Annotated in this window: 22 protein-coding genes; 11 read left to right on the top strand and 11 right to left on the bottom strand. The window is 37.3% G+C overall.

Translation table 11 applies throughout. The features are described 5' to 3' along the window. Positions 1 to 6 precede the first annotated feature (6 nt). A complete protein-coding gene (gene secG, locus M902_RS16115; protein WP_021268703.1) occupies positions 7 to 348 on the top strand; it encodes a preprotein translocase subunit SecG in 342 nt (113 codons plus the stop codon). 48 nt (positions 349 to 396) lie between these two features. On the opposite strand, the gene M902_RS11965 is transcribed toward secG, so the two are convergent. The 3 genes from M902_RS11965 to M902_RS11955 all read right to left on the bottom strand — a co-directional run bounded on the left by M902_RS11965 (position 397) and on the right by M902_RS11955 (position 2304). Next, on the bottom strand, positions 397 to 1098 hold the full coding sequence (locus M902_RS11965) for an ankyrin repeat domain-containing protein (RefSeq protein WP_021268596.1): 702 nt from the start codon (positions 1096 to 1098) through the stop codon (positions 397 to 399). A 100-nt stretch (positions 1099 to 1198) separates the two neighbouring features. After that, positions 1199 to 1669 carry a single-stranded DNA-binding protein gene (locus M902_RS11960; RefSeq protein WP_021268448.1) on the bottom strand — a complete coding sequence of 157 codons (471 nt, stop codon included), beginning with the start codon at positions 1667 to 1669 and terminating at the stop codon, positions 1199 to 1201. Between the two features lie 212 nt (positions 1670 to 1881). Continuing rightward, positions 1882 to 2304: a hypothetical protein gene (locus tag M902_RS11955; protein ID WP_021268607.1), complete on the bottom strand. Its 423-nt coding sequence runs from the start codon at positions 2302 to 2304 to the stop codon at positions 1882 to 1884. A 389-nt stretch (positions 2305 to 2693) separates the two neighbouring features. Between M902_RS11955 and M902_RS11950 the strand changes: the two genes are divergently transcribed. The 7 genes from M902_RS11950 (at position 2694) to M902_RS11920 (ending at position 10398) form a co-directional block, all read left to right on the top strand. Continuing rightward, the gene (locus M902_RS11950; protein ID WP_021268693.1) at positions 2694 to 5444 is read left to right on the top strand and encodes a Tad domain-containing protein; all 2751 of its coding nucleotides are present in this window, start codon (positions 2694 to 2696) and stop codon (positions 5442 to 5444) included. Between the two features lie 134 nt (positions 5445 to 5578). After that, positions 5579 to 6556 (top strand): hypothetical protein, encoded by a 978-nt coding sequence (locus tag M902_RS16370; protein WP_021268359.1) that lies wholly within the window; start codon positions 5579 to 5581, stop codon positions 6554 to 6556. Between the two features lie 68 nt (positions 6557 to 6624). Next, the gene (locus tag M902_RS11940) at positions 6625 to 6867 is read left to right on the top strand and encodes a glutaredoxin (RefSeq protein ID WP_021268425.1); all 243 of its coding nucleotides are present in this window, start codon (positions 6625 to 6627) and stop codon (positions 6865 to 6867) included. Between the two features lie 20 nt (positions 6868 to 6887). Continuing rightward, complete coding sequence (locus tag M902_RS11935; RefSeq protein ID WP_021268056.1) at positions 6888 to 8201, top strand: HD domain-containing protein; 1314 nt, start codon at positions 6888 to 6890, stop codon at positions 8199 to 8201. A 50-nt stretch (positions 8202 to 8251) separates the two neighbouring features. Beyond that, on the top strand, positions 8252 to 8926 hold the full coding sequence (locus M902_RS11930; RefSeq protein ID WP_040314766.1) for a hypothetical protein: 675 nt from the start codon (positions 8252 to 8254) through the stop codon (positions 8924 to 8926). Continuing rightward, complete coding sequence (locus M902_RS11925) at positions 8919 to 9824, top strand: hypothetical protein (protein ID WP_021267831.1); 906 nt, start codon at positions 8919 to 8921, stop codon at positions 9822 to 9824. Before M902_RS11930 ends, M902_RS11925 begins: the two co-directional genes overlap by 8 nt. 67 nt (positions 9825 to 9891) lie before the next feature. Further along, complete coding sequence (locus tag M902_RS11920; RefSeq protein WP_021267995.1) at positions 9892 to 10398, top strand: rhodanese-like domain-containing protein; 507 nt, start codon at positions 9892 to 9894, stop codon at positions 10396 to 10398. An 8-nt stretch (positions 10399 to 10406) separates the two neighbouring features. On the opposite strand, the gene M902_RS11915 is transcribed toward M902_RS11920, so the two are convergent. The 6 genes from M902_RS11915 to mreC form a co-directional block, all read right to left on the bottom strand. After that, complete coding sequence (locus tag M902_RS11915; RefSeq protein WP_021267829.1) at positions 10407 to 10892, bottom strand: MarR family winged helix-turn-helix transcriptional regulator; 486 nt, start codon at positions 10890 to 10892, stop codon at positions 10407 to 10409. Between the two features lie 77 nt (positions 10893 to 10969). Further along, a complete protein-coding gene (locus M902_RS11910; RefSeq protein WP_021268516.1) occupies positions 10970 to 11230 on the bottom strand; it encodes a hypothetical protein in 261 nt (86 codons plus the stop codon). 64 nt (positions 11231 to 11294) lie between these two features. Further along, positions 11295 to 12407 (bottom strand): rod shape-determining protein RodA, encoded by a 1113-nt coding sequence (gene rodA / locus M902_RS11905; protein ID WP_021267967.1) that lies wholly within the window; start codon positions 12405 to 12407, stop codon positions 11295 to 11297. Positions 12408 to 12421: 14 nt separating this feature from the next. Beyond that, a complete protein-coding gene (mrdA, locus tag M902_RS11900; RefSeq protein WP_021267861.1) occupies positions 12422 to 14437 on the bottom strand; it encodes a penicillin-binding protein 2 in 2016 nt (671 codons plus the stop codon). Further along, positions 14437 to 14967: a hypothetical protein gene (locus M902_RS11895; protein ID WP_021268664.1), complete on the bottom strand. Its 531-nt coding sequence runs from the start codon at positions 14965 to 14967 to the stop codon at positions 14437 to 14439. The genes mrdA and M902_RS11895 overlap by 1 nt, the downstream gene beginning before the upstream one ends. Beyond that, positions 14964 to 15854: a rod shape-determining protein MreC gene (gene mreC / locus M902_RS11890; protein ID WP_021268583.1), complete on the bottom strand. Its 891-nt coding sequence runs from the start codon at positions 15852 to 15854 to the stop codon at positions 14964 to 14966. Before mreC ends, M902_RS11895 begins: the two co-directional genes overlap by 4 nt. 129 nt (positions 15855 to 15983) lie before the next feature. Between mreC and M902_RS11885 the strand changes: the two genes are divergently transcribed. The 3 genes from M902_RS11885 to M902_RS11875 all read left to right on the top strand — a co-directional run bounded on the left by M902_RS11885 (position 15984) and on the right by M902_RS11875 (position 19657). Continuing rightward, on the top strand, positions 15984 to 17447 hold the full coding sequence (locus tag M902_RS11885; protein ID WP_021268465.1) for a SurA N-terminal domain-containing protein: 1464 nt from the start codon (positions 15984 to 15986) through the stop codon (positions 17445 to 17447). A 24-nt stretch (positions 17448 to 17471) separates the two neighbouring features. After that, the gene (locus M902_RS11880) at positions 17472 to 17702 is read left to right on the top strand and encodes a ferredoxin (protein ID WP_021268351.1); all 231 of its coding nucleotides are present in this window, start codon (positions 17472 to 17474) and stop codon (positions 17700 to 17702) included. Between the two features lie 122 nt (positions 17703 to 17824). Continuing rightward, positions 17825 to 19657, top strand: a complete 1833-nt coding sequence (locus M902_RS11875) for a hypothetical protein (protein WP_156979833.1) — start codon at positions 17825 to 17827, stop codon at positions 19655 to 19657. A 401-nt stretch (positions 19658 to 20058) separates the two neighbouring features. Here the strand turns inward: M902_RS11875 and M902_RS16635 are convergent, their stop codons facing one another. Continuing rightward, entirely contained in the window at positions 20059 to 21093 is a 1035-nt protein-coding gene (locus M902_RS16635) for a hypothetical protein (RefSeq protein ID WP_198011898.1), read from the bottom strand. A 74-nt stretch (positions 21094 to 21167) separates the two neighbouring features. Then, the gene (locus M902_RS11865) at positions 21168 to 22307 is read right to left on the bottom strand and encodes an acyl-CoA dehydrogenase (protein WP_040314763.1); all 1140 of its coding nucleotides are present in this window, start codon (positions 22305 to 22307) and stop codon (positions 21168 to 21170) included.

The following is a 22307-nucleotide window of genomic DNA, read 5'->3' as shown; positions in this document are numbered from 1 at the left end:
TAAATTATGGTTACTGGTTTAATGATTTTTCACGGTGTTGTTTCAGTACTTCTAATCATCGTAGTTCTTCTACAATTTGGTAAAGGTGCGGAAGCAGGTCTTCTAGGTGGTGCTTCAGAAGCCGTATTCACAGGTAGCCAACAAGGTAATATCCTTAGCAAAATCACAGTTGTTCTTACTGTTCTTTTCTTAGGTAACTGTATTCTTCTAGCAAAGATTCAATCAGGTAAAGAGTCTAAGTCACTTCTTGATAGTGCAGCACCAATTGCAGCTCCACTTAACTCTGATACGGCCGCTCCAGCTCAAACAGCTCCAGCGACTGAAGAAACTGCTCCAGCAGCAAAGTAATCAAACAAAGAAATTACATAGTAAAAAAGCTCCCATCGGGAGCTTTTTTTATTTCTTCTTCATTAATTTTATAATTGATTGTATCCCCATCTCTTGTGCATATTGGGCAACTGTCTTGCCACTGGCATCAGGGATATTTGGATCGGCCTTCATGCCTAATAGTGCACGAACATTGTCAAAGCGCTTATTCTTGATCGCAATATGAAGAGGAGTATCCCCTCTCTTATTCTTCTCGTTTACATCAGCACCTTTTTTAGCAATATAGTAACGAATTGATTCCGGAGTTGATTTCTTTGCCATAGCAAAAAGCGAGGCAGGTCTTCTTTTCTTATGGACTAGGCTTACTTCTGGAACAGAAGCAATACCACGAGACTTTCTCTTCTTGGCCGCTTCAGCGGCCTTGGCTTCAGCAACTAGTTGGGCCTCATTTTTAAACTTATCTTCAACAAAACTTACTTCATAGTCACTAATAACAAATGAGCTATTTTCAATTTCATTCAGATTTACATCCTCAAGTTGCCAATCCTTTTCAGTTTGGACAACCCTTTTGGGAGCATCACCTTTAAGATCGAGTTTCTCTTCCGAGATCCCATAAAGGTCAGCAAGGTAACGATACTCTGCCTCTTCACTTTCTGTTAAAAGCATTTCATTACTTTCAACTTTACTCAATGGAAGAAGTCCCCCGTGTTTCTCAAAGGAACCACATGAAGCTAGAACAACAATTAATGTTAAAAATCTTAACTGACTCATCAACTCACTTATCGCCAAGAAGTTAAGATTTCTTTAACAAATAGTAAGGCCACTCATAAGAGTGGCCTTAAGTACTCAAATTTATTTAGAAAATTAATCTCTAGAATGGGATATCATCAGCTGTGAATGAAGCGTTCGATGAAATATCGTAACCTTGGTTCATATCATCTTGCTGAGGTGGCTCTTGGTTGAATGAGTTATTATTTGACTGACCCATTGAAGCACCTTGACCTGCAGATGGAGCTGCTCCACCAAGGAATTGTACAGTTCTTGCATTGATTTCTGTTGTGTATCTCTTGTTACCGTCTTTGTCTTCCCAAGATCTTGTTTGAAGTTGACCTTCTAGATAAGCTTGACGACCTTTTGCTAGGTATTGACCACATAATTCAGCAAGTTTTCCCCAAACAACAACTCTGTGCCATTCAGTTCTTTCTTGTTTTTGTCCGTTCTTATCTGTCCAAGACTCACCTGTTGCAAGTGAGAAGTTACATACTGCCATCCCAGATGGTGTGTACTTAAGTTCTGGATCTTGTCCTAAACGTCCTACTAAAATAACCTTGTTTACACTCATTTGTTCCTCCAATCTTCATCGCGTACAACTGAAACAATACTTTAGAATTCAGCTATAACCGCAAGGTTGAGTATTACCTTAATACTTTACTACAATAATACGACTTTCCCTTATCGAGAAGTCATAAATAGCCTTGCAAATACAAAAAAAAGAGCAAGCTGCGTCAAGAGCTTGAAATGATAAAAGTGCGAAAATTGAGATTGTAAATTTTTTTAATTCATGTCTGCAAAAGCTTGCTCAACATTCTCTGGAGCAATTTGAGCATGGCCACCTCTGGTCTGCCAAAACTCTTTTACTTTCGACTTGGCCATACGAACATCTTTTTTATACCAAGCTGCATCAAAGCCACAGTGAGGACATGGAATTTCTTTTTTGAAATTCAATCTTAGTGCTGCTTCAAAACCGGCCCAATATAAAAAGAATGAGAAGACTCCTGCAAAACTCACAAATGGATAAAGTATTCCCGTTGTGGCAACAGTTAGCATAAACACCTGAAGATAATTCTTAGCATTCATGTGAGGGTTTGTGATAACTGCCCTTTGAGTGCGACAAAGAGGACAGAAGAATTCAATATGCGCTTTCTTAAATTTGTAAGTGCGCTTCTCTAATGGATTAAATGAATTCAATGTCTTCAATTATCGCCCTCCTAAGCATCGACAAAGTTAACAAACTTCGACTCCTTAATTTTACCAATTTAACTCCCTTGTTATAAGCAGGTAAAAAAGGTACCAGGCCCTGTTCTTATTCATCCATGAGTCGAACAAGACCATAAGCCTGGTAGAGATAAGCACCCAATAATCAGGCACTTAAAGATGACCGATATGGCCATGGTTAAGGTGGTTAGCCTTGCCTGCACAAACGTTCTACTCCAGGGATCAGGCACCATATCCTTGGTACCTATTACTATTACAAGTTCAATGCCAAAATAACTCAGTGCAACTAACTGAAAACAGAAAGTGTTCATATGAATTGACGCATAAATGCCACTTTCGGTAGCATTAAGTTACCGGAAAAGTAAGGCACTATGACACAAGAACAACATTCACATTCAAATAAACTAGTAAAAAATAAAAAAGGCCAAATCAGTATCTTTTTTGGAGTTACCCTCGTGGCCATTTTCTCATTTATAGCATTCGTGGTGAATGTGGGACTCTTTGTAAAGGCCAAAATTAATCTGCAGAATGCAGTTGATTCGGCCGCTTGGTCAGGAGCAGCTTCTCAGGCCAGACAGCTAACAAATATCGCTCACCTAAACTGGGAAATGCGAAATACTTATAAAGAGTGGATGTTTAAGTACTACGTTCTAGGCCAGCTTGCTAATGAAAATACTCACGCTAATACAACAGCGACAATGAATTTTGCTTTAAAAAGATTTGATGAAACAGGGTCTGACTTTAGTAGCGGTGTTAAAGGCGACCATTATAACGTTCCTTCTATATGCCTTCACTTTGGAACAGGTAATAATGAAAACCTTTGTACAATTTATCAAATTCCAGGCCTTCCGCGTTTTCACGTTGCGGGTATTCCAGATGTAAGTGAAGAGTTTGAAAAGACTATGGACGCCTTTGTTAACTTAAAGGCCAAGAACTGTATGGTTCGTTCGACTTATAATTTTTCGGCCGCAAAGAACTATGCCTTTGCCGCTGGAGTTTCACAAAATGACGTACCAATTGCGGCGGCAGACCGCACAGGTGCTTGGATTGAATCGATGGAGCTTGCTCTTCGAATTAGAAATCTAGAGATGATTGTTAACCGCCCACCTATCACTCAAGGAATTTGCGGTGGAGGAGCAGCTTCAGGTTGTATTAATCCACAACAATTAAATATGGAAAATCAGTCAACAGGTATTCCGATTAATGACCGACCACTTAAAGCCTATTTTGCAGCATCTAAGTCTGTAGGCGGTGGAATTTTTAATGAAAGCTTTGGTTCTTCACTACAGAACTCTTTAGTGCTTTATGAACTAGCACCAAAAACTTTTACTCCTTCACCACAGTCTCTTTCAAGCTTTCTTATTCCACAGGATGCCAGTTACAACGGTGGAGAGCTTGTTGCTTCTTCAAAACGCTACCTTGATCTTGTTCCAATGATCATGAACTTCACGACATTCTTTACAACTTTTGCACCAACCACTGAAGGTATCTCAACAATTGCCGTTCCAGACTCAAGTGGAACAGCTGCTGAAGCCTCATGTGCCTCGACTAAAACGGCCCTTCCAGTACCTGGTTATATTCTTGGTTTCTATAAGAATCCAAAGGTTGTGACTTACTATGCGGTTAAAGCAAAAGTTAAATACACAGGACTTTTAAATCCATTTGGCCAAGTTATCGATATGGCGGCATACGCAGCGGCAAAGCCATTTGGTGGTCGTATTGGGCCAGCACTTGTTTCTCCAACAGTAGGAAAAGACTACGCTGAATCAAGCTCAAACTCTGCTCGTATCGCTAATGCTTCTGGTTCTAGAAGTGCCAATTTTATTATGGGATTTACGACAACAGGTGACCCGAGGACAACTAGTGATCCTACTGATGGTGTAAAGGTTCAAGGGCTTCCTCTTCCGGCAACGTCAGATTTCTTCCTTGATGCAGCAGATACGACAGCAGCAATTGGTGGTATTCCTTCAAATGTCGATGTTAAGTTTACAATTCCAAATATGATCTACAATTTAAACTCGCAAACGACTTCTGAATCAGATCTCCCAACCCTTGCTTACAATCCAAATCCAAGTAATATTACAGGTGAAAATGCCGGGTTATTTACAACGAAGCAATTTGTTGACCTGAGAGCAAATATTCCAAACTATACAGTTAATCAAGCTGGTGTAACGGCCCAGAATCTTCAGGAGGCCTTTCAAAATGTTCGTGCTCCTACCAATTATGATGCCCTTAACTACATGGTTCCTACAGTTGATAGTTTAGAGACAGATACATCATCTGATCACTTTCCTTCTGTTCGTTATATTGATACGTCGGCCAAGACAATTGGCTACTTTGCTCCACTCTTTCACGGGACTCTTCTCTACAAAGATCGTGAGGCACTAACTGGAGTTCTAACTGACTATATCGACACTTTAAGTGATGCTGTTATTGTTTTTCGTAAGGCCCTAAGCTTTTATGCTACAAAAGTTAGGAATACGAGTGCTCAAGACCCTACCGCTTATATTGATGCATCAAAGGCCATATTTGATCCAGATATTGATGGGGACCCAACGACAACAACAGTCGCTCTACCAATTCCGCAGTGCCAAAAACAAAGTATCGCCTCACGCTTCACATACTTCATTCTCGGTAAAGATGAAGAAGCAAAACCAGATAATTGTGAAACGATCCCACTTCTTGGGGCCGTAAAAACCTTTATTAATGATAAGGCCCAAAGAGATCAGTCTAACCTCTATTATATTACGACATATCGTCAAAATAATGAGGCTAATCCGCCTTCTCCTTCGTTGAATAATAATTCACTTAGGACAGGTTATGCTCCAGGTAAGGATTATGGTGGTGAAAATAATGGCCGTTCGGTGAACCCATTTACTAATAAAGCTAAGAATCATCGTCGAAACGCCTATTCAACAAAGCTTATTAGCCTCGTATCAATAACAGATACTGCATCTGGTTATGCAAAGAATGAATCAAATTACATGGAGTTTCAGGCAGGTTTTTCACCAGAAGGAGAAACACCTCGAAGCCCGGAAGATGTTAAGGCCACTGGAGACGTTATATCAAACCCTCTACCAAAAACAGAGCTCTCAGAATTTGGTTCTGATTTATACTTCTAATCAATTTACTTAAGTTTACCGATTCCCCTTTAAAATGGCCTGTAATGGGCCATTATAAATAAAAAAGAACTTGCGAAATTTTAACTATCTTTTATATACTAGGGTCGTATTTATAACTTTTTCGCGAGGTATATATGGCAAAGAAAAAAGTAGCCAAGAAGACTGCCAAAAAAACAGCAAAGAAAGCAACTAAGAAAGTTGCAAAAAAAGCGGCAAAGAAAGTAACTAAGAAAAAAACAACTAAGAAAGTTGCAAAGAAAGCTGCCAAAAAAACAGCAAAGAAGGCAACAAAGAAAGTAGCTAAAAAAGCAGCGAAGAAAGCAACGAAGAAAGTAGCTAAAAAAGCAGCAAAGAAGGCAACAAAGAAAGTAGCTAAAAAAGCGGCAAAGAAAGCAACAAAGAAAGTAGCTAAAAAAGCGGCAAAGAAAGCAACAAAGAAAGTAGCTAAAAAAGCGGCAAAGAAAGCAACAAAGAAAGTAGCTAAAAAAGCGGCAAAGAAAGCAACAAAGAAAGTAGCTAAAAAAGCGGCAAAGAAAGCAACAAAGAAAGTAGCTAAAAAAGCGGCAAAGAAAGCAACAAAGAAAGTAGCTAAAAAAGCGGCAAAGAAAGCAACAAAGAAAGTAGCCAAAAAAGCGGCAAAAAAGGCAACGAAGAAAGTAGCTAAAAAAGCGGCTAAGAAAACGACAAAGAAAGCTGAAGCTAAAAATGATTCAACTAAAGGTCTTTCACGAGAAGAAGCAATTGCAATGTATAAAGAGAAACACAAGGATACTCTTGATTCTCAACTAGCAGACTCACTAAAAGAATATGAAGTTGAAGACAAGCTTGCAGTGGCCGAAGAAACTAAACTTGAAACAATTGAAGAAAGCGAAGATAGTGTTGGACTTGAAGCTGCAGAAAACTACAGTGAACCAGGACCAAATCTTCAAGAAGAATATAATCCTGATGATGAACAAGATGAAAAAGATGATATGAGTTTTGGATGGGGATACAATGACGCATTTGACTCTCCAGAAGAAGAAGTATCAACAGATGATCTTGATGAAGATGAAAGATATGCCCTAGGCCTTGATACATCTGATGAAAATGAAGATGAGGAAGATTTATACTAAAATCTATTGAGATAAAATATAAATAACAAAAAGCGGCTTTTGCCGCTTTTTCTATTTGGAACGATATTATGAAATTAGAATTTTTTTACTATACAGGTTGTCCATTTTGCCATCGCGTTATGGACGTTATTGATCAATTAGGAATTAATTTAACTTATTGCGATATAATGAATGACACATCGGCCCTAGAGAGGCATATTAATGCAACAGGAAGACGTACAGTACCTTGTCTCTATATTGACGGTAGGCCAATGTTTGAATCACAAGATATCATAAATTGGCTCATTCAAAATAAGGACAAGCTTAAGTAATTTTTTGAGGAAGTTATTCAATGGAAGTAAGAGACCCGGTCCACGGATCAATTCACATCTTAAAAGAAGAAGAACCAATTATTCGTGCAGACTTTTTTCAACGTCTGCGTAATATTAAGCAACTAGGTTTTTCTGAATATATTTTTCCTGGTGCGACCCATACTCGTCTCATCCACTCTATTGGTGTGATGAAAGTTGGAGAGATGGCATTTGATCGCCTCTTTAAAAACCAAATCATCACAAAAGAGCATTTAAGAATCAAAGAAACTTTCAAGCTAGCATGTCTTCTTCATGATATTGGCCACGCTCCACTAAGTCACTCGACTGAAGTTGTAATGCCAAAGCTTAAAGATCTAAAAATTCCTCCAGAATATCTTCTTGGCCGTGACCTAACAAGTGATCGACAAGCAACACATGAAGATTATACAATTAAGGCCATCGCTGATAGCTCTCTTGCACACAGCTTGAAAGAAGTTGAAAAAACTTTTGGTGTTGAAAGAAAGTATATCGCAGACCTAATTCGTGGTGAAACTAACGATCATGACTATTTTAAGATTGATGGTATTAGCTACTTCCCTCTTCTTCATCAGCTTGTTTCAAGTGAGCTTGACTGTGACCGTATGGACTATCTTTTAAGAGATAGTTACTTTTGTGGTGTTAGTTACGGTTCTTACGATCTTGATTGGCTACTTGATAATCTTGAAGCTGCTATTATTGACGGGAAAGCTACGTTAGGAATCTCTGAAAGAGCAGTAATCACTTTCGATGACTTCCTACTAAGCCGTTATCACATGTTCATCATGGTTTACTTCCATTACCGTGCAGTTTGCCTTGAAAAACTTTTACAACGTTATTTTAAAACATCTCCATATGAGTACTTAATTCCGGCCGATATTGAAAAGTATATTGAGCACGATGATTATCACCTTATGAAGATCTTAAGACACTCTAATAATCCATATGCAAAGGCGATTGTTAATAATCAAACGCCTGAAAAGATTTTTGAATCATTTAACTCTTCACAATTGGCAACTCTTGAGAAGGTTCAAGCCTACCTAGAGTCTATAAATCTAGAAGTGATTCGCTCGTCTTCGACTGGACGACTATCTAAGTACTACGCAGCAGATAGGCCAAAGAACAAGGGGCAATACACGATGAAAGTTGTAAGGAATTCAAAAATGGGTGGAAAAACAGAGTACTTCGATATTAACGAAGCAACTGATCTATTCCACAAATTTTCGAAGTCCCATGCTATTAATAGACTTCATTGTGATATGGAAAAACTGAGCAAAGAGAATTTAGCAGAAATTAATAAAATTATTTCTTCAAATTAATCTTTGATTCTTTGGACTAGGCTCGTCAAGGTCGTCTATAATAAATAGATATGAATAAGTTTTCACTTTATGTGCTATTAATTTTGCTTTATCTCGGTATTTCGAAGAGCTTTTCTCCATCTGAGAAAAAAACAATCTTTGTTCCAAACGCAAATGCATACGCAAATATTTTTAAGGGCTCCCCTATTTCAGTTATTCTTGAAAGAGATTTTTCAACTGGTGCCCTCATTAAAACTTATCACCATCGCTATCAAATCATTCATGCCTTTAAAGCACCACAAAGAATTAATGTCAGAATCTCTCGTGAGTTCTTTCTTGAGAATCAAGCAAATATTGGAATGTCACTTTTTAGAAGATATGAAAATGATGTAAGCTCAACTGTTCCTATGCCTCCTGGCTCAATTTATATTGGCTCACCTGCTTATGGAACTTGGAGAACATCTGATTCAGGACAAAAAGTATGGCGCTTTCACAGAACATACAAAAACTTCCCTCAACTTTTCCACTGGGGAGACTTCACTCCAACCTATGAGTTCTATCGCAGGATGATTGTTCTAGAAAAGGCAAACTCTCCTTTTTATGGCCTAAATAATGAGTTTGGAACAAAGGGTTCTGTAACCTCTACACATTACGTATTTAAGAAGAAAAGTGAAAACAAAACAACAATAAATGACATATTAAAAAAATATACTAGTTTACCTAAGTGGGAACAAAAGAATGAATGAGTTATACGATAAATTAATTATTCGAATTATTTTTGCACTAATTATTTGCTTTATTATTTATATTTATAAGCAAGCTCATTTAATTCTCTTTCCATCAATTAAGCACCAAATTTTAAAAAAATTCTCTCCATCGAAAAACTCAACTGACACAATTCACCTCTTTGGTCGGATCATTGGTATTGGAATTATATATTCAAATATAGTCATCAATGTTTCAGATGGGATGTACTTTGCACTAGGACAACTTTTCTTAGAATCGATAATGGTTATCGCTCTCTACCTTGCTTCATTATATATCTTAGAAAGTATTGTTCTTTACAACTTTGAATATGCTGATGAAATCTTGCGACGAAAAAATTATGCCTACGCTATCATATGTTTTTCTCACTCTATTTCATTGGCCTATATTTTAAAAACAGTTATCAAGGTATCAAATAGCTCTCTAGTTATGACTTTATTCCTATGGCTTTTTGCCGTTGTTCTCATAGGATTCTGTTCCAAGACTTTTCAAATTATTTCTAAACTATCTTTTAATAGGCTTCTTGTTCAAAAGAGTCTTGCAATTGCAATCTCATATATGGGATTTATCTTAGGTCTTTGTACAATTATCTCCTCTTCTCTTGATCACTCTCTTCAGGATATAAAGTGGTATACAATTCAAGTAATTCTAAAAATCCTACTTTCCATTATCATCATCCCTATTATTAGAAAGGGGCTTATTCTGGTCTTCTCAATCCAAGATGATCTCCAAATTAAGAAGGATGATACTGACGATGCAAACCTAAGTGTAGAGCTCGGATATGGAATTTATGAAGGTGCTATTCTTTTCACTTCATGCTTCTTAACTACCGTTATCACTGGGAATATCTATTACGGAAATTTTTACCCGCTCTTCTAATTGGAAGCACCACTCCTCATTCATCCTATTGTTTTGCCGATATGGAGTTTGAACGAGGAGGAATTTCGTGGATTTAAAATATTTTCAAATGCTTGATTTTATCAATACTAGACTAACTAATATTGAGCGCAACCTTTCAAAAATTGACGAAAAAGTCGACTTCTCCGTTTCACTTCAAAGAAATCATTTAATTCGCGTAAAGAATGGTGAATTCATTGATGATAATATGATTCTAATGGGTCTTCCATATAATGATCTATCCCCACGCAAGGCATTTGATGTCTACGAAGATAAGGATATGGATTATATTATTTTAGATATCACTCCAAAAGATTATGAGAGGCCTGTTAAACTAGAGGGTGCAATCCATATTCCTTATGAAGATCTCGACCATCGCTATGTTGAGATCACAAATAAGACAACACCAATCTTAGTTATCAGCGAAGATGGGCTAAAGTCAATTCAAGCGTGTGAAAAGCTGGTAAAGAAAGGTTTCTTTAACGTGAATAACGTATCAGGTGGCTACAAATTTTGGCCTGCAACACAAGGTTCGGTTGTCGTAAAAGTAGCTTAAGCTATTTGTTAAAAGTCGAGTGATAGGTTGAGTTGAATCCTCGACTCTAATGTATGCCTTTCAACATTACTTAATTTGTTATGCATATTTTCTAGAGTTGATTGAATTCTTTCAAGCTCAACCTCTCCAATTCTTCTCGAATAATTTCCTTCAATTAACTCAAGAACATCAAAGAGAGAAAACTTAAACTTCTCACCATATTCTGTTAAATAAACGCGTTGTTCACGCTTATCTACTTCAGAAGATTTACGAATGATATAGCCACGTTTTTGTAATTCATTTAAGTGACTCGTCATTGTTTGCTTCTTTAGGCCACAAGCAGAACCAATCTCCTTGATTGTTGGGCCTTCGTTTTCACAAATATAAATAAGAATTTCAAGAAAGCTCGGCCTTAAGTCTGTAAAGCCTTTCTCTTGTAGATAACTAAGAATATGATTACTGTAGATACGATAGATCTTCTTCAGTAAACTTCCAATTGCAGATACGTTCTTCATTGCATACCTCACTAACACGAATATTGTAGCGAGAGTAAAAAGACATAGTCAAATATTAGTACTATTTAAATCAAATTCTAAAATGAGCGCTCAAAACGATGAATCAATTCATAAGGCACTGATTTTACGAGTAACTGTCCCTGTTCCATCTCTCCACCTTCGTGAATGGCGTCAGTATTAGGTAATTTTAAGTCAGCAGTGTGCACATATTCAAAATCTAGCCCAAGATTCCACATATCTTCCTTAAGACGATCGAATAGCTCGAATTCACTCCCAAAAGCCTGCGGTGCGGATAGTAATAGGACAAGTGTTAAAAGTTTAATCATCTTTCTTGGCATATATGCTCCATATTAAGGTGTATTACCTATAGAGATGCATTATCGATGCCAAAAATCACCTTATTTAAAAGAAGCGTCTCGTATTTGAAATTGAAGTCGCGACCCCTATACAAACCCCAAAGGTTAAAAGAGAGGAACCTCCATATGACATTAAAGGAAGAGGTAACCCTACTACCGGAAGTAGACCCATAACCATCCCCATGTTGATAAAGGTATGCCAGAAGAAGATACTCATAACTCCAATAATCGTGACGGACTCAAATATTCGGCTGACGTTCACGGATAGCCAGACAAATCGAAAGAATAAAAAGAGATAGAGTCCAATGAGAAGGATTGCTCCAAAGAATCCATGTTCTTCATTGTAAATTGAGAAAACAAAGTCTGTGTGATTCTCTGGAAGATAATTAAGAGAAGCCTGAGACGACTTTCTTAAACCTTTACCAAATATCTTTCCTGAACCTATCGCAATTTTTGATTGGATGGCATTGTACCCCGTCCCCTTTGCATCAGCAGTCGGATTAATAAATGTTCTAATACGATTTCGTTGATATTCCTTTAGACCAAACTGATACATCACTCCCCCACTAACAAGGCCAGCAAGAGCGAGAATAAGAAGTGTCTTCCACTTTAGTTTTCTAAAAAATACCATTGTAAAGAAAATCAAAAGAATAAGAAGTCCTGTCCCTAAGTCTGGTTGTACAATAATTAAGATTGTTGGGATGAATGCGAGAATGGCAGGCTTAATTAAATCCTTCAGACCTAATTCGTTATCAGGAGCATAATTTCTAAAGTACCTTGCTAAGACGAAGATTACAGATATCTTCATTAGTTCTGAAGGTTGAAACCTAATAGGCCCAATCATTAACCAACGTCTTGCACCCATACCTTTGTGACCAAGAACAATTACTAAGATAAGTAGAATAATATTGAACAAATAAATAGGCCAAGCAAAGCGATAGAGATTTTGAGGGTTAATAAAGCTTATAACAAAAGCGATAACAATTGAAAGAGCATACCAACCGATCTGCACCTTAAATAAATTAGCATGCGCAGTCGAAGCTGATGCATGAGTTGCCGAATAGAGATTTAGAATTCCGAAGAAAAAAATCACCGTACTTAAAAGAAAGAACGAGAAATCATACCTTTTAAAAAATTCTTTAATATTAGATAAATCCATTAAGTTCTCGCTTTTTAATCTTCCGTTTGACCTTCATCATCTCCGTCAGACTCTTCCTTCTTTTTTTCTTTCTCAGCTTTTAGCCTTTCAGCTTCCTGTCTTTTCTTTCTTCTTTCAGCAAAGAAATCAGACATTATCTTTCGATCTTCCTTAGCGTAAATCTTATGAAGATCAGGCATATACTTTTTCATATATGTTGTAAGAACATCTCGAACAATTGGGCCCGCCGCGCCAGAACCAGAACAGCCATGCTCTACGACAGCGGCAACTGCAACACGTGGATTCTCATAAGGAGCGAAAGCTACAAATAAACCGTGGTGTCTTTGGTTATATGGCTTATCAGCACAACGAGAGAAAAGCTCAGTTGTACTCATTGAAATAACTTGTGAGGTTCCTGACTTACCGGCCATCTTAACACCAGTACCTCTTACCCACCAACCTGTACCTCTAGGATGGTTTGCAACTTCATAAAGGCCTTGCCTTACATCAATTAAAGTTTGTTCACTTACTTTGGCCGTTTGAACTAGGTCTTCTTTAAAGCTTTTAATAATATCACCTTTATTATTAAAAACTTCTCTAACAATTTGCGGTTTATAAACTTTTCCACCGTTAGCAATGGCCGCATATGAAACAGCTAATTGAAGAGGTGTCGTTAGCATATATGACTGCCCGATAACACAACTTACCGTTTCACCATCTTGCCACTTCTCTCCGAAGCGTTTTTCTTTCCATTCACGAGTTGGAATTAGCCCCGTTGTTTCTCGTGGCAGTGCAATTCCAGTTTTTTCACCAAGGCCAAACATTCTCGAATATTTTGCAAGAATATCAATATCAAGCTCAACTGCAATCTTGTAATAATAAACGTCTACTGATCTTCTTAATGATTTATATAAGTCAGTAATTCCGTGGCCTGATCTTTTCCAGTCATTATATGTTCGACGGCCAAGACGAAAGCGAGGACCACACATAACTTCATCTTTAGCTTTAATAATGCCTTCTTCAATAGCAGCAATGGCCGTAAAAACTTTGAATGTAGAACCTGGTGCATAGTGATCTTGAATAGTACGATCTCGAAGAGGACGATCAGGGTTGTTAATTAGAGAATTCCAATACTCCGAAGTTAGTCCTTTCGAGAATTGGCCAGGATCAAAAGAAGGACGAGAGACCATCGTAAGAACTTCACCATTTCTAACGTCTACGGCAACAACTCCACCTACTTTCCCCTCTAATGACTTATAGGCTGTCTTTTGCATATCTCGATCAATAGTTAGCCTTAGGTTATTTCCAGGTGTCGCCTTTTTATTTTCGATTCCGGCAAGAATATTACTCGTTCCAATCGAGCGACGCATACGTCCTCTGGCATCAACTTCCATAATTTGATAACCATCTTCTCCACGAAGATCACGATCAAACCTTTCCTCAATACCAGCTTGTCCGATAAAGTCTCCAAGCTTATAATCGATATTGTCTCTTTTGCGATAACGCGGAAGTTGATTTTGAGAAATCTCACCAATATACCCTAGCAAGTGAGAGCCAACTTCCTTATCTCGATACTCACGTGAAATAAATGTTTCAACCTGAACACCTGGAAGCTTTTCGTTCTCAGTCTCAATAATTGCAACTTCTTTATTAGAAATATTTTTCTTAATACGAACAGGGCGATAGCGTGCTTGTCCACGATATTTTTTTAATGTCGAGTAAATCTCTTTCTCATTCATATCAAGAATCCTAGAAAGCTTTTTAATCGTCTCTTTTCTATTATCGAGATATTGTGGAATAATAACTAAGTCGAAGCGAGGAACGTTATCAACCATAAGTTGGTTATTTCGAGAAAAGATCATTCCCCTCGGGGCCTTAACTGTTTCTTTCCTTAGTCGATTTTGAATTGAATATTGATAAAGAAGATCACCTTGGTATATCTGCAAGTACCATAAACGTATTAAAATAACCGCGAATGCAAGTGTTATTAATGTAAATAGAATGTCGGCCCTAGTTTTATGGGACCGAACTACTTCTTCTTCAGCAAACATTAGACGTTATTCCCCATAAGGCCTTCGCTCTTCGTTCTCCAAACCTTATCAAGTAATGAGAAGAAAATTGGAGCTAGTAAAGATAAAATAATACTCTCAGGAATAAAGCGCCAAAATTTCTGTACAATATAATCAAAACTATCAAACTTTAAATAAAGTAATGATGAGCTAATTAAAAACCAAAGTACCTGGAAGAGGAAAACTGTAAGCATTGTAATAAAGCTACTTGTAAAATGTAAAAGGTCTCTTAGATAGCCTATAACAATACAAATTAGAATTCCTGAAATTGTCCCATACTCCCAACCTTCAATAGAGAATAAGGAGTGTGTTAACTGAAGAATTAAGATAATAATTGCAAGGTATGGAGTTTCTAATTTAAATCCAATATACAAAACTAGAAGCACATTAAATGGAATCATATATTTATTAAGTCCAAACAGTGGTAAGAACGCACTGGCCAGTACTTCTAAAACAATTAGGATTAATACAGTAATTAGTAATCGAATTGGGATATCTGAAGACTTAATCATCTCCCATCTCCTTGTTGGGCATTATTCTCTAGAGCTTCCCACTCCACTCGCTTCTTATCTTGATCCTCAGAAGGAACAAGAACAGCAACTTCTTCTAGTTTTGAAAAGTCGACTGTTGGAGTTACTTCAAGGTGTTGAGTAATTCCATAACTCTCTCTTTCAATCTTTGTAATAATTCCTACCGGAATTCCGCGAGGATAAATATTTCCAAGACCCGAAGTAATAATTAAATCATTTAGACGAACAGGGTCTGTACGAACAACATATTTCATCACAGTACGCCAACCAGAGTAACCTTCTAGGATCCCGTACGAGCGAGTACGATTAACAATTACATCAACACGATTACTTGGATCAAGAATAGTTAAAATATCCGCAAAATGATCTGTCAGACGATAAACGTAACCAACAATCCCATCAGAAGTAACAACTGTTGATTGTAGCTTGATCCCATCTTTAAAACCTTTATCGATACGAATGACTCTGAAGTCACTTGAAGAGTCCCACGCAACAACTTGGGCAGAAATCATTTCATGTTTAATTTTTTTACCAAAATTTAAGATTTGACGCAGACGTTGGTTTTCTTGCTCTAACTGCTTTAACGCAAAGACTTCTTGCTTTAGAGAACCAATTTGTTCTTTAAGAGATACATTTTCTTTCGACGCATTAACATTAAGCATATAGTCTTCAAAGAATGACGCTACATTCTTGTATGCATTTGAAATACCTCTTTGTAGAGGGGCCAAGGTGTCCATCATAACATTTTCAAAAATAGAGGCTTCTTTATAAGGGGCCTTACGTTTTGACACGCCGTAAAATGCAAGTGATAGGACAACTAGGTTAATGATTAATTTGGTTCGAGATCCTTCCGATGCAATTAGCTTCATTCTAATCCTAAGTTGCTTTTTTATTTTATATTAAAAGAGTACACAGGATTATTTAAACTGCCAATATTCTTTACGGAGTAGCATATTTAAGTGATAATAACGAAAATTAAAATTACATGGAGTGGTAAAATGTCATCTAATTTTCAGAAAAAATCATCGCAGATATTCCTGACTCTTTTTATCGGAATTATCGTTGTTTCATTTATGGTTTCAGGCCCTTTCTTTAACACTGGTACACCAGACTCAATTGGTAGTGTTGCTGGTCATGATATCAAAGTTCGTGACTTCAACATGGAAGTTCAAAGACAGTCGGATTTTTACTCTAAGTTTATCGGTGGAGGACAACCTCTTACTTCTCAACAAATGAGCCAGTATAAAGTTTATGACAACGCGATCAGAAATTTAGTATTCCAAAAACTAAGAGTCGTCCTTGCTGAAGACCTTGGTATTCTTGTTTCAAAGGATGAAGTAGTTAACGACATTAAAAATACTTCATACTTTCAAACAAATAAGCAATTCGACATCAATAAGTATAAGACTCTTCTTTCATACAATAAGTTCACTCCAGAAAATTATGAAGAAGAAACAAAAGAAAGAATTGCACAACAAAAACTTCAAAATATTGTTCAACATGTACCTGTTTCAAAGGCACTAACTGAAGAACTGAACAAATTATATAATGAAAAAAGAAATGCAAAGATTATCACAATCAAGAATGCAAACGTTAGAAAACTTGTAACAATTTCATCTTCTGACATCACTGAGTTCTTAAAAGAAGAAGCTAATAAGGCAAAAGTTGAATCTCTTTTTAAAGACAAACTTCCCCTACTAAGCCAACAAGAAGAAGTAAAAACAAGACATATCCTACTTACTTTTGAAAATGGTAACGAAGCTGATGCTCTTAAAGAAGCAAATAAAATTAGAAAAGAAGTTAACAAGAAGAACTTCGTAGCACTTGCAAAGAAATACACGCAAGAGCCACAAGGAAAGACAAACGGTGGAGACCTTAATTGGGTAAAGCGTGGTCAAATGGTTCCAGAATTTGAAAAAGCAGCTTTCACACTTAAAAAAGGTGAAATTTCACAGCCAGTTAAGACTTCTTACGGCTATCACATTATCTACGCTGAAGATCGCAAAGAAGCTGTTACAGCAAAACTTGCAGATCACCAAAGAGATATCGCAAAAGAAATTCTACAAAAAGAAAAAGATGTTACTCCTCTAATGAAGAAAGCAATCACAGAAGTACAAAAAGCTGCTTCAAACTCTAAGGCACTTAAGTCACTTGAAAAAAAATACGGACTTGGTATCAAAGAGATCAATATCAATAAACTTGAAGGTGCTGGGCCAACAGGTGAACTTGATGAAAAACAAGTTGCTGAAGTATTCACAAAAGACTCAGGTCTATTTACTTTTGAGGATGCTACACAAACAACAATTGTTGCAACGACTCCGGCTAAGTCAACAGATTCAAAGGGTTATGACGTAAACGCACTTACTAATATTAGTGCTCAACAAACTCTAAAAACTCTGCTAGATAAGTTAGGTAAAGAATATACTTTCAAGCAAAATAAATACGCACAATTACCACAGTAATTATAAATAATTTGGAGAAGTGAGATGGCCGACAAAAGCGCAAAATTTGATCAAAATGTAGATGGAAAATTCTATGTTGATGACCAATGCATCGCCTGTGATGCTTGCGTGATGGAGGCCCCTCGCTTCTTTGAAATGAATGATGATGAAGGACACGCCTTCGTAAAACTTCAACCTTCAAACGACGCAGAACTTGAAGAATGTATGTCAGCTCTTGAGGCATGCCCAGTTGAAGCAATTGGAGAGGACGGATAAGTCCTCAATTTCTTTGCAACGCTCTCCTTTTTCAATCCGTCCTAAATTACTAAAATCACATTAAATTAAATCAAATTGAATTAAAGTTTTCTGCCTAAATAACCGACTAGTATAATATGGTTATGAGGTTAAAAACCCTATTTATTCTTACTAGCTTAAGCCTTAGTGCCGTTGCCAAAAATAGCAACGACAACGCAGAGGCACGCTACCTACAAATTCTAACAAGTCAAAACCCAATGTTTGAAAGTGCTATGAGCGTACCAGGCGTACAAGACATGTACTCTGAATGCTACAAACAAGAAGCACAAAGAAGTTCATTCAACGGAATTGAAGTTGGAAACTGCCTATGGAGTAAAATTCAAGCAGATGAAGGAACCCTTAAACAGATTAATAAATTAGTTGAAAAGCAAAGTGGTAAAGATGGATCAGGACGTTATCGTACAACAATGGATACAACGAAAGGAACATCTAAGGGCCTTGAAACATTAAAACAATTTCTTATCGAAAAACTTGAAAAGGCCCTCTACGGAGAATTTGATAGTACAAAAGGTAAGTTTGATAAGATTGCCGGCCAAAAAACTTTCTTTGAATTATACAAAACACAATTAGGTAAGAATATTATCTCAGCAGCAACAAGCTACTGTATTGAATCGAAGAACTACGGCTACCCTCTTATCTCTGAAGATGAGACAGAAAGAGAAAAGATTAAAAATGAAAACCTAGTAGGCCTTAATCAAACTGTTGTTAAAACTGACCCTAATACAGGTGAGCAAAAACAAGTTCTTAAATCGGCCAGTAATTGGGAAGCTTGTATTGGTAATATAAATGCCGTCTGCTACGCAGGTGCGGCCGGCGGAGAATTCAAAGTCTTTAGTCCCGACCCAAATAATGCTCAAGGTGGCCGTAAAGTCGTACGCGCAGATATCGTTAACGAATGTGCCAAACATGTTGCAGGTAAAGATAGTGATGAAAAGGTTGATCGATGTGATGCCCTCGTTCGCTACTCCTACCCTAGAGCGTGTAATGTTATTCAATATATTGAGTTAGCAAGACAGAGCATTACGACAACTGATGGAATTGCGAAAAAGTTTGAAAAATTTCAAGGAGCCGATAGCTTATCAAATATAAAAATGTACGACTCTAGAGAAAATCCTGACGAGAGTATTGATGCTCTCACAACAATCTCTTCTGGGGATGCAATGGAAGCGATGGCCAAAGGTCAAAAGGAAGAAATCGCAGCAATGGAAGAGTGTTACAAAGATGGTAAAATTGTTGATAGCGAAGCTTGTCAGAAGTTCTTATCATCAAATAGAGAAGAACAATACTCCTTGCTTGGAGAACTCAAAGTTCAAGAAGAAGTTACACTACAAAAACTAAAGGATATCGAAGACAACCCGGAAGAAGTTGCAAAGCTATTAATAGAAGAAGGATACACAGAGGATGAAGCAAAGAACCTTGCTACAGTCCAAGGTGTAAAAGACCAAATCGCCAAACGCTACGAAGCTAAAAAAGATGCTATCCTTCAATCACTAAGTGATGAAATAAAGAAGCATACAACTAAGGGTGATGAATTTAGCGAAATCGAAGACCTAGATACAATAGCGGCACTTGCTGAAAAAACTCAAAAGAGAGCGGAGAACTTCTCAAAGCTCGTTCACTTCAACAATATTGTTTCTTCATACCTTGAAATCCGTAGTGGTGATGAAAATGAAGACACGCAACGAAATACTCGTGCACTTGCTATGGAAATGAAAAATTCAATCCTATCAGAAGAAAATCGTGAAAAGTATCAAGAGATGGGAGTTGACCTAGGATCAATCGGCTACTCTGCTGATGAGCTAAATGAGAAATTTGCATCAACAGGTATGGACTATTCTGAATCTTCAAATGATGATGCCACACTTGATGTTGGTGACATTAACACTTACCTTTTAAGCTTGTTTAAGGGTGAGTAGTTTCTTTAGGTTCCTTCTTTAGGTTCCAGCAGACTTTTACGTAAGCACTGCACTATATCCTACTTCCAATACAACTGGGGTTTCTTGCTAACTTTCACTTCGCTAAAGAGTCGCTCTTGGTTATATGAGATAGTTTTTGCTAACTTCAGCTTCGCTAAAGTGTCGCTCTTGGTTATATGAGATAGTTTTTGCTAACTTTAGCTTCGCTAAAGTGTCGCTCTTGGTTATATGAGATAGTTTTTGCTAACTTTAGCTTCGCTAAAGTGTCGCTAAGTGCAAAGTTTTTTTGCTCCTGAGGCAACAAAGCCGGGCTTGAACCCGGCTTGTTGAAATAATTTTTTAGCTAAAGATTGGGGAGCTAGCATAGCGTCCAATAGTTTGCCTGTGGGCAAACAATGACGCTATTCTTCGTCCATAATAGCTTTAACAGATGACTTAGTTTCGAAAGCGATATCTTGATCGTCTTCTGCATCAATGTCATCAACTTCGTCAAAGCTCTCATCCGCTTCGATATCCATCTCACGAAGAACATCAACGAATGATTTATCGTCACTAAGATCCTTTAAGACCTCATCGATTACTTTTACAGGATATTTACCAATAATCTCTTTTACATATTTTTGAAGCATTCCTTCTTCAAGAATAGAGATTTTATTTTTGATCTCTTTCCAATATCCAATATAGTGAAGACGACAGAAGCCAGCAGTTGTTGCAGGATTATCACATCCCTTTGCTAAACACTCATCTGTGTCTCCAAGGAAGTAGTCTAAAGTTTCTGCAAGCCTAAATACTTCTTCTACTTTCTCTTCTTCTGACGATGGAAGTGGAGTCTTTTTAATAACAACCTCTTCCTCTTCAGGAATAATTGCTTCCTCAATCTCTTCTACTTCTTCTTCAAAAAGTTCTGGCTGAAGCTCAACAGCTTCCTCCTCTACCTCAACTACTTCTTCAACAACTTCTTCCTTCTTAGCTTTTGCTTTAGTTGGTTTCGTCGTTGCTTTTTTAGCAGTTGTTTTTGCCGCAGCTTTTTTAGTTGTTTTCTTTGCAACTTTCTTAGCAGGTGCTTTAGTCACTTTCTTTGCTGCTTTCTTTGCTGAAGCTTTTGTTGTTTTCTTGGCTACTTTTTTAGTCACTTTTTTAGCTGCCTTTTTTGTAACTTTCTTGGCTACTTTTTTTGCTGTTTTTGGGGCAGCTTTCTTAGTTGTCTTTTTGGCTACTTTTTTGGCCGCTTTCTTAGTTACTTTTTTTGCCGCTTTTTTAGCAGTCTTTTTTGTAACTTTCTTTGCTGTTTTCTTAGCTACTTTTTTAGCAGTCTTTTTAGCTGTCTTTGGAGCTGCTTTTTTTGTAGTTTTCTTAGCTGTCTTCTTCGCAACTTTTTTTGCAGTTTTCTTCGCAGCTTTCTTAGCTGTTTTCTTCTTAGTAGTTTTTTTGGCCATGCCTACTTTCTCCAAGATTTTCTTTAACATAACAAGTTAAAACCGTATCACTTCTCTTTCAATTGAACAACTATCTACTTTAAGCTCTTAAGCTCATTAGCAGCAATAACTACTCTTTGAATCTCTGAAGTCCCTTCATAAATTTCTGTAATTTTAGCATCACGGAAGAACCTCTCAACCGGATACTCTTTTGTATAACCATTACCACCACAAACCTGAATCGCTTGCGTCGTAATCCACATTGCAGATTCAGCAGCAAAAAGCTTCGCTTGAGCTGATTGTAGTGAATATTCTTCACCGTTATCTTTTCTGCGAGATGCTTCCCAAATAAGAAGACGTGACGCAGCAAGCTTAGTACTCATATCAGCAAGTTTAAACTGAATTGCTTGAAGAGCATGTAATGGCTTTCCAAACTGAACTCTTTCATTTGAATAATGCTTAGCATAACGGAAAGCTGCTTCACCAATACCTAGTGCTTGAGCAGCAATACCAATACGGCCACCATCAAGAGTATTCATAGCAATCTTAAAACCTTTTTCGTATTCACCAAGTAAGTTCTCTTTTGGAACTCTTACTTTATCGAATGCAATTTGAGCTGTCGAAGATCCTTTGATCCCAAGCTTTTCTTCACATTTCATAACTTCGAAACCTTCTGAATCACATTCAACGATGAATGCAGAGATTCCTTTATAGTTATCTGTTTTTGAAGTCTTTGCGAAAACAACTGCAATATTGGCTTCTTTACCATTTGTAATAAAGTTCTTTGTCCCACTAATCTCGTAGTAATCGCCCTTGTCCTCTGCATAAGTAGTTAATGAACCAGCATCTGTTCCAGCGTTTGGTTCAGATAGGCAAAAACAACCAATATGCTCACCTGAAGCAAGCTTTGGAAGATATTTTTTCTTTTGCTCTTCATTACCAAAGCTTAAAATTGGGTAAACGCATAGAGACGTGTGGGCCGAAATTAAAACACCAGTTGAAGCACAGGCACGAGAAATCTCTTCAACAATAATTGAGTATGAAACATAGTCCATACCCGCTCCACCGTATTCTTCAGGAACATATGAACCTAGAAAACCATTTTCACCAAGCTTACCAACAAGCTCAGTTGGAATCTTTTCATTCTTATCAATAGAAGCAGCAAGTGGTGCAACCTCACTGTCTGCAAATTTAGAAACTAGGTCTCTAAGTTCTTGGTAGTCACTTAACATCAT

The sequence above is a fragment of the Bacteriovorax sp. BAL6_X genome, assembly GCF_000443995.1.
Taxonomy (GTDB): domain Bacteria; phylum Bdellovibrionota; class Bacteriovoracia; order Bacteriovoracales; family Bacteriovoracaceae; genus Halobacteriovorax_A.
Note: the sequence above shows the minus strand (reverse complement) of the source record. Positions and strands in the feature narration are given on the sequence as shown.

What these genes read in the sequence shown, in the direction of transcription:
- secG (WP_021268703.1), top strand. Translation starts at nt 7, where the DNA reads ATGGTTACTGGTTTAATGATTTTTCACGGTGTTGTTTCAGTACTTCTA.
- M902_RS11965 (WP_021268596.1), bottom strand. Translation starts at nt 1,098, where the DNA reads ATGAGTCAGTTAAGATTTTTAACATTAATTGTTGTTCTAGCTTCATGT.
- M902_RS11960 (WP_021268448.1), bottom strand. Translation starts at nt 1,669, where the DNA reads ATGAGTGTAAACAAGGTTATTTTAGTAGGACGTTTAGGACAAGATCCA.
- M902_RS11950 (WP_021268693.1), top strand. Translation starts at nt 2,694, where the DNA reads ATGACACAAGAACAACATTCACATTCAAATAAACTAGTAAAAAATAAA.
- M902_RS16370 (WP_021268359.1), top strand. Translation starts at nt 5,579, where the DNA reads ATGGCAAAGAAAAAAGTAGCCAAGAAGACTGCCAAAAAAACAGCAAAG.
- M902_RS11940 (WP_021268425.1), top strand. Translation starts at nt 6,625, where the DNA reads ATGAAATTAGAATTTTTTTACTATACAGGTTGTCCATTTTGCCATCGC.
- M902_RS11935 (WP_021268056.1), top strand. Translation starts at nt 6,888, where the DNA reads ATGGAAGTAAGAGACCCGGTCCACGGATCAATTCACATCTTAAAAGAA.
- M902_RS11930 (WP_040314766.1), top strand. Translation starts at nt 8,252, where the DNA reads ATGAATAAGTTTTCACTTTATGTGCTATTAATTTTGCTTTATCTCGGT.
- M902_RS11925 (WP_021267831.1), top strand. Translation starts at nt 8,919, where the DNA reads ATGAATGAGTTATACGATAAATTAATTATTCGAATTATTTTTGCACTA.
- M902_RS11915 (WP_021267829.1), bottom strand. Translation starts at nt 10,892, where the DNA reads ATGAAGAACGTATCTGCAATTGGAAGTTTACTGAAGAAGATCTATCGT.
- M902_RS11910 (WP_021268516.1), bottom strand. Translation starts at nt 11,230, where the DNA reads ATGCCAAGAAAGATGATTAAACTTTTAACACTTGTCCTATTACTATCC.
- rodA (WP_021267967.1), bottom strand. Translation starts at nt 12,407, where the DNA reads ATGGATTTATCTAATATTAAAGAATTTTTTAAAAGGTATGATTTCTCG.
- mrdA (WP_021267861.1), bottom strand. Translation starts at nt 14,437, where the DNA reads ATGTTTGCTGAAGAAGAAGTAGTTCGGTCCCATAAAACTAGGGCCGAC.
- M902_RS11895 (WP_021268664.1), bottom strand. Translation starts at nt 14,967, where the DNA reads ATGATTAAGTCTTCAGATATCCCAATTCGATTACTAATTACTGTATTA.
- mreC (WP_021268583.1), bottom strand. Translation starts at nt 15,854, where the DNA reads ATGAAGCTAATTGCATCGGAAGGATCTCGAACCAAATTAATCATTAAC.
- M902_RS11885 (WP_021268465.1), top strand. Translation starts at nt 15,984, where the DNA reads ATGTCATCTAATTTTCAGAAAAAATCATCGCAGATATTCCTGACTCTT.
- M902_RS11880 (WP_021268351.1), top strand. Translation starts at nt 17,472, where the DNA reads ATGGCCGACAAAAGCGCAAAATTTGATCAAAATGTAGATGGAAAATTC.
- M902_RS11875 (WP_156979833.1), top strand. Translation starts at nt 17,825, where the DNA reads ATGAGGTTAAAAACCCTATTTATTCTTACTAGCTTAAGCCTTAGTGCC.
- M902_RS16635 (WP_198011898.1), bottom strand. Translation starts at nt 21,093, where the DNA reads ATGGCCAAAAAAACTACTAAGAAGAAAACAGCTAAGAAAGCTGCGAAG.
- M902_RS11865 (WP_040314763.1), bottom strand. Translation starts at nt 22,307, where the DNA reads ATGATGTTAAGTGACTACCAAGAACTTAGAGACCTAGTTTCTAAATTT.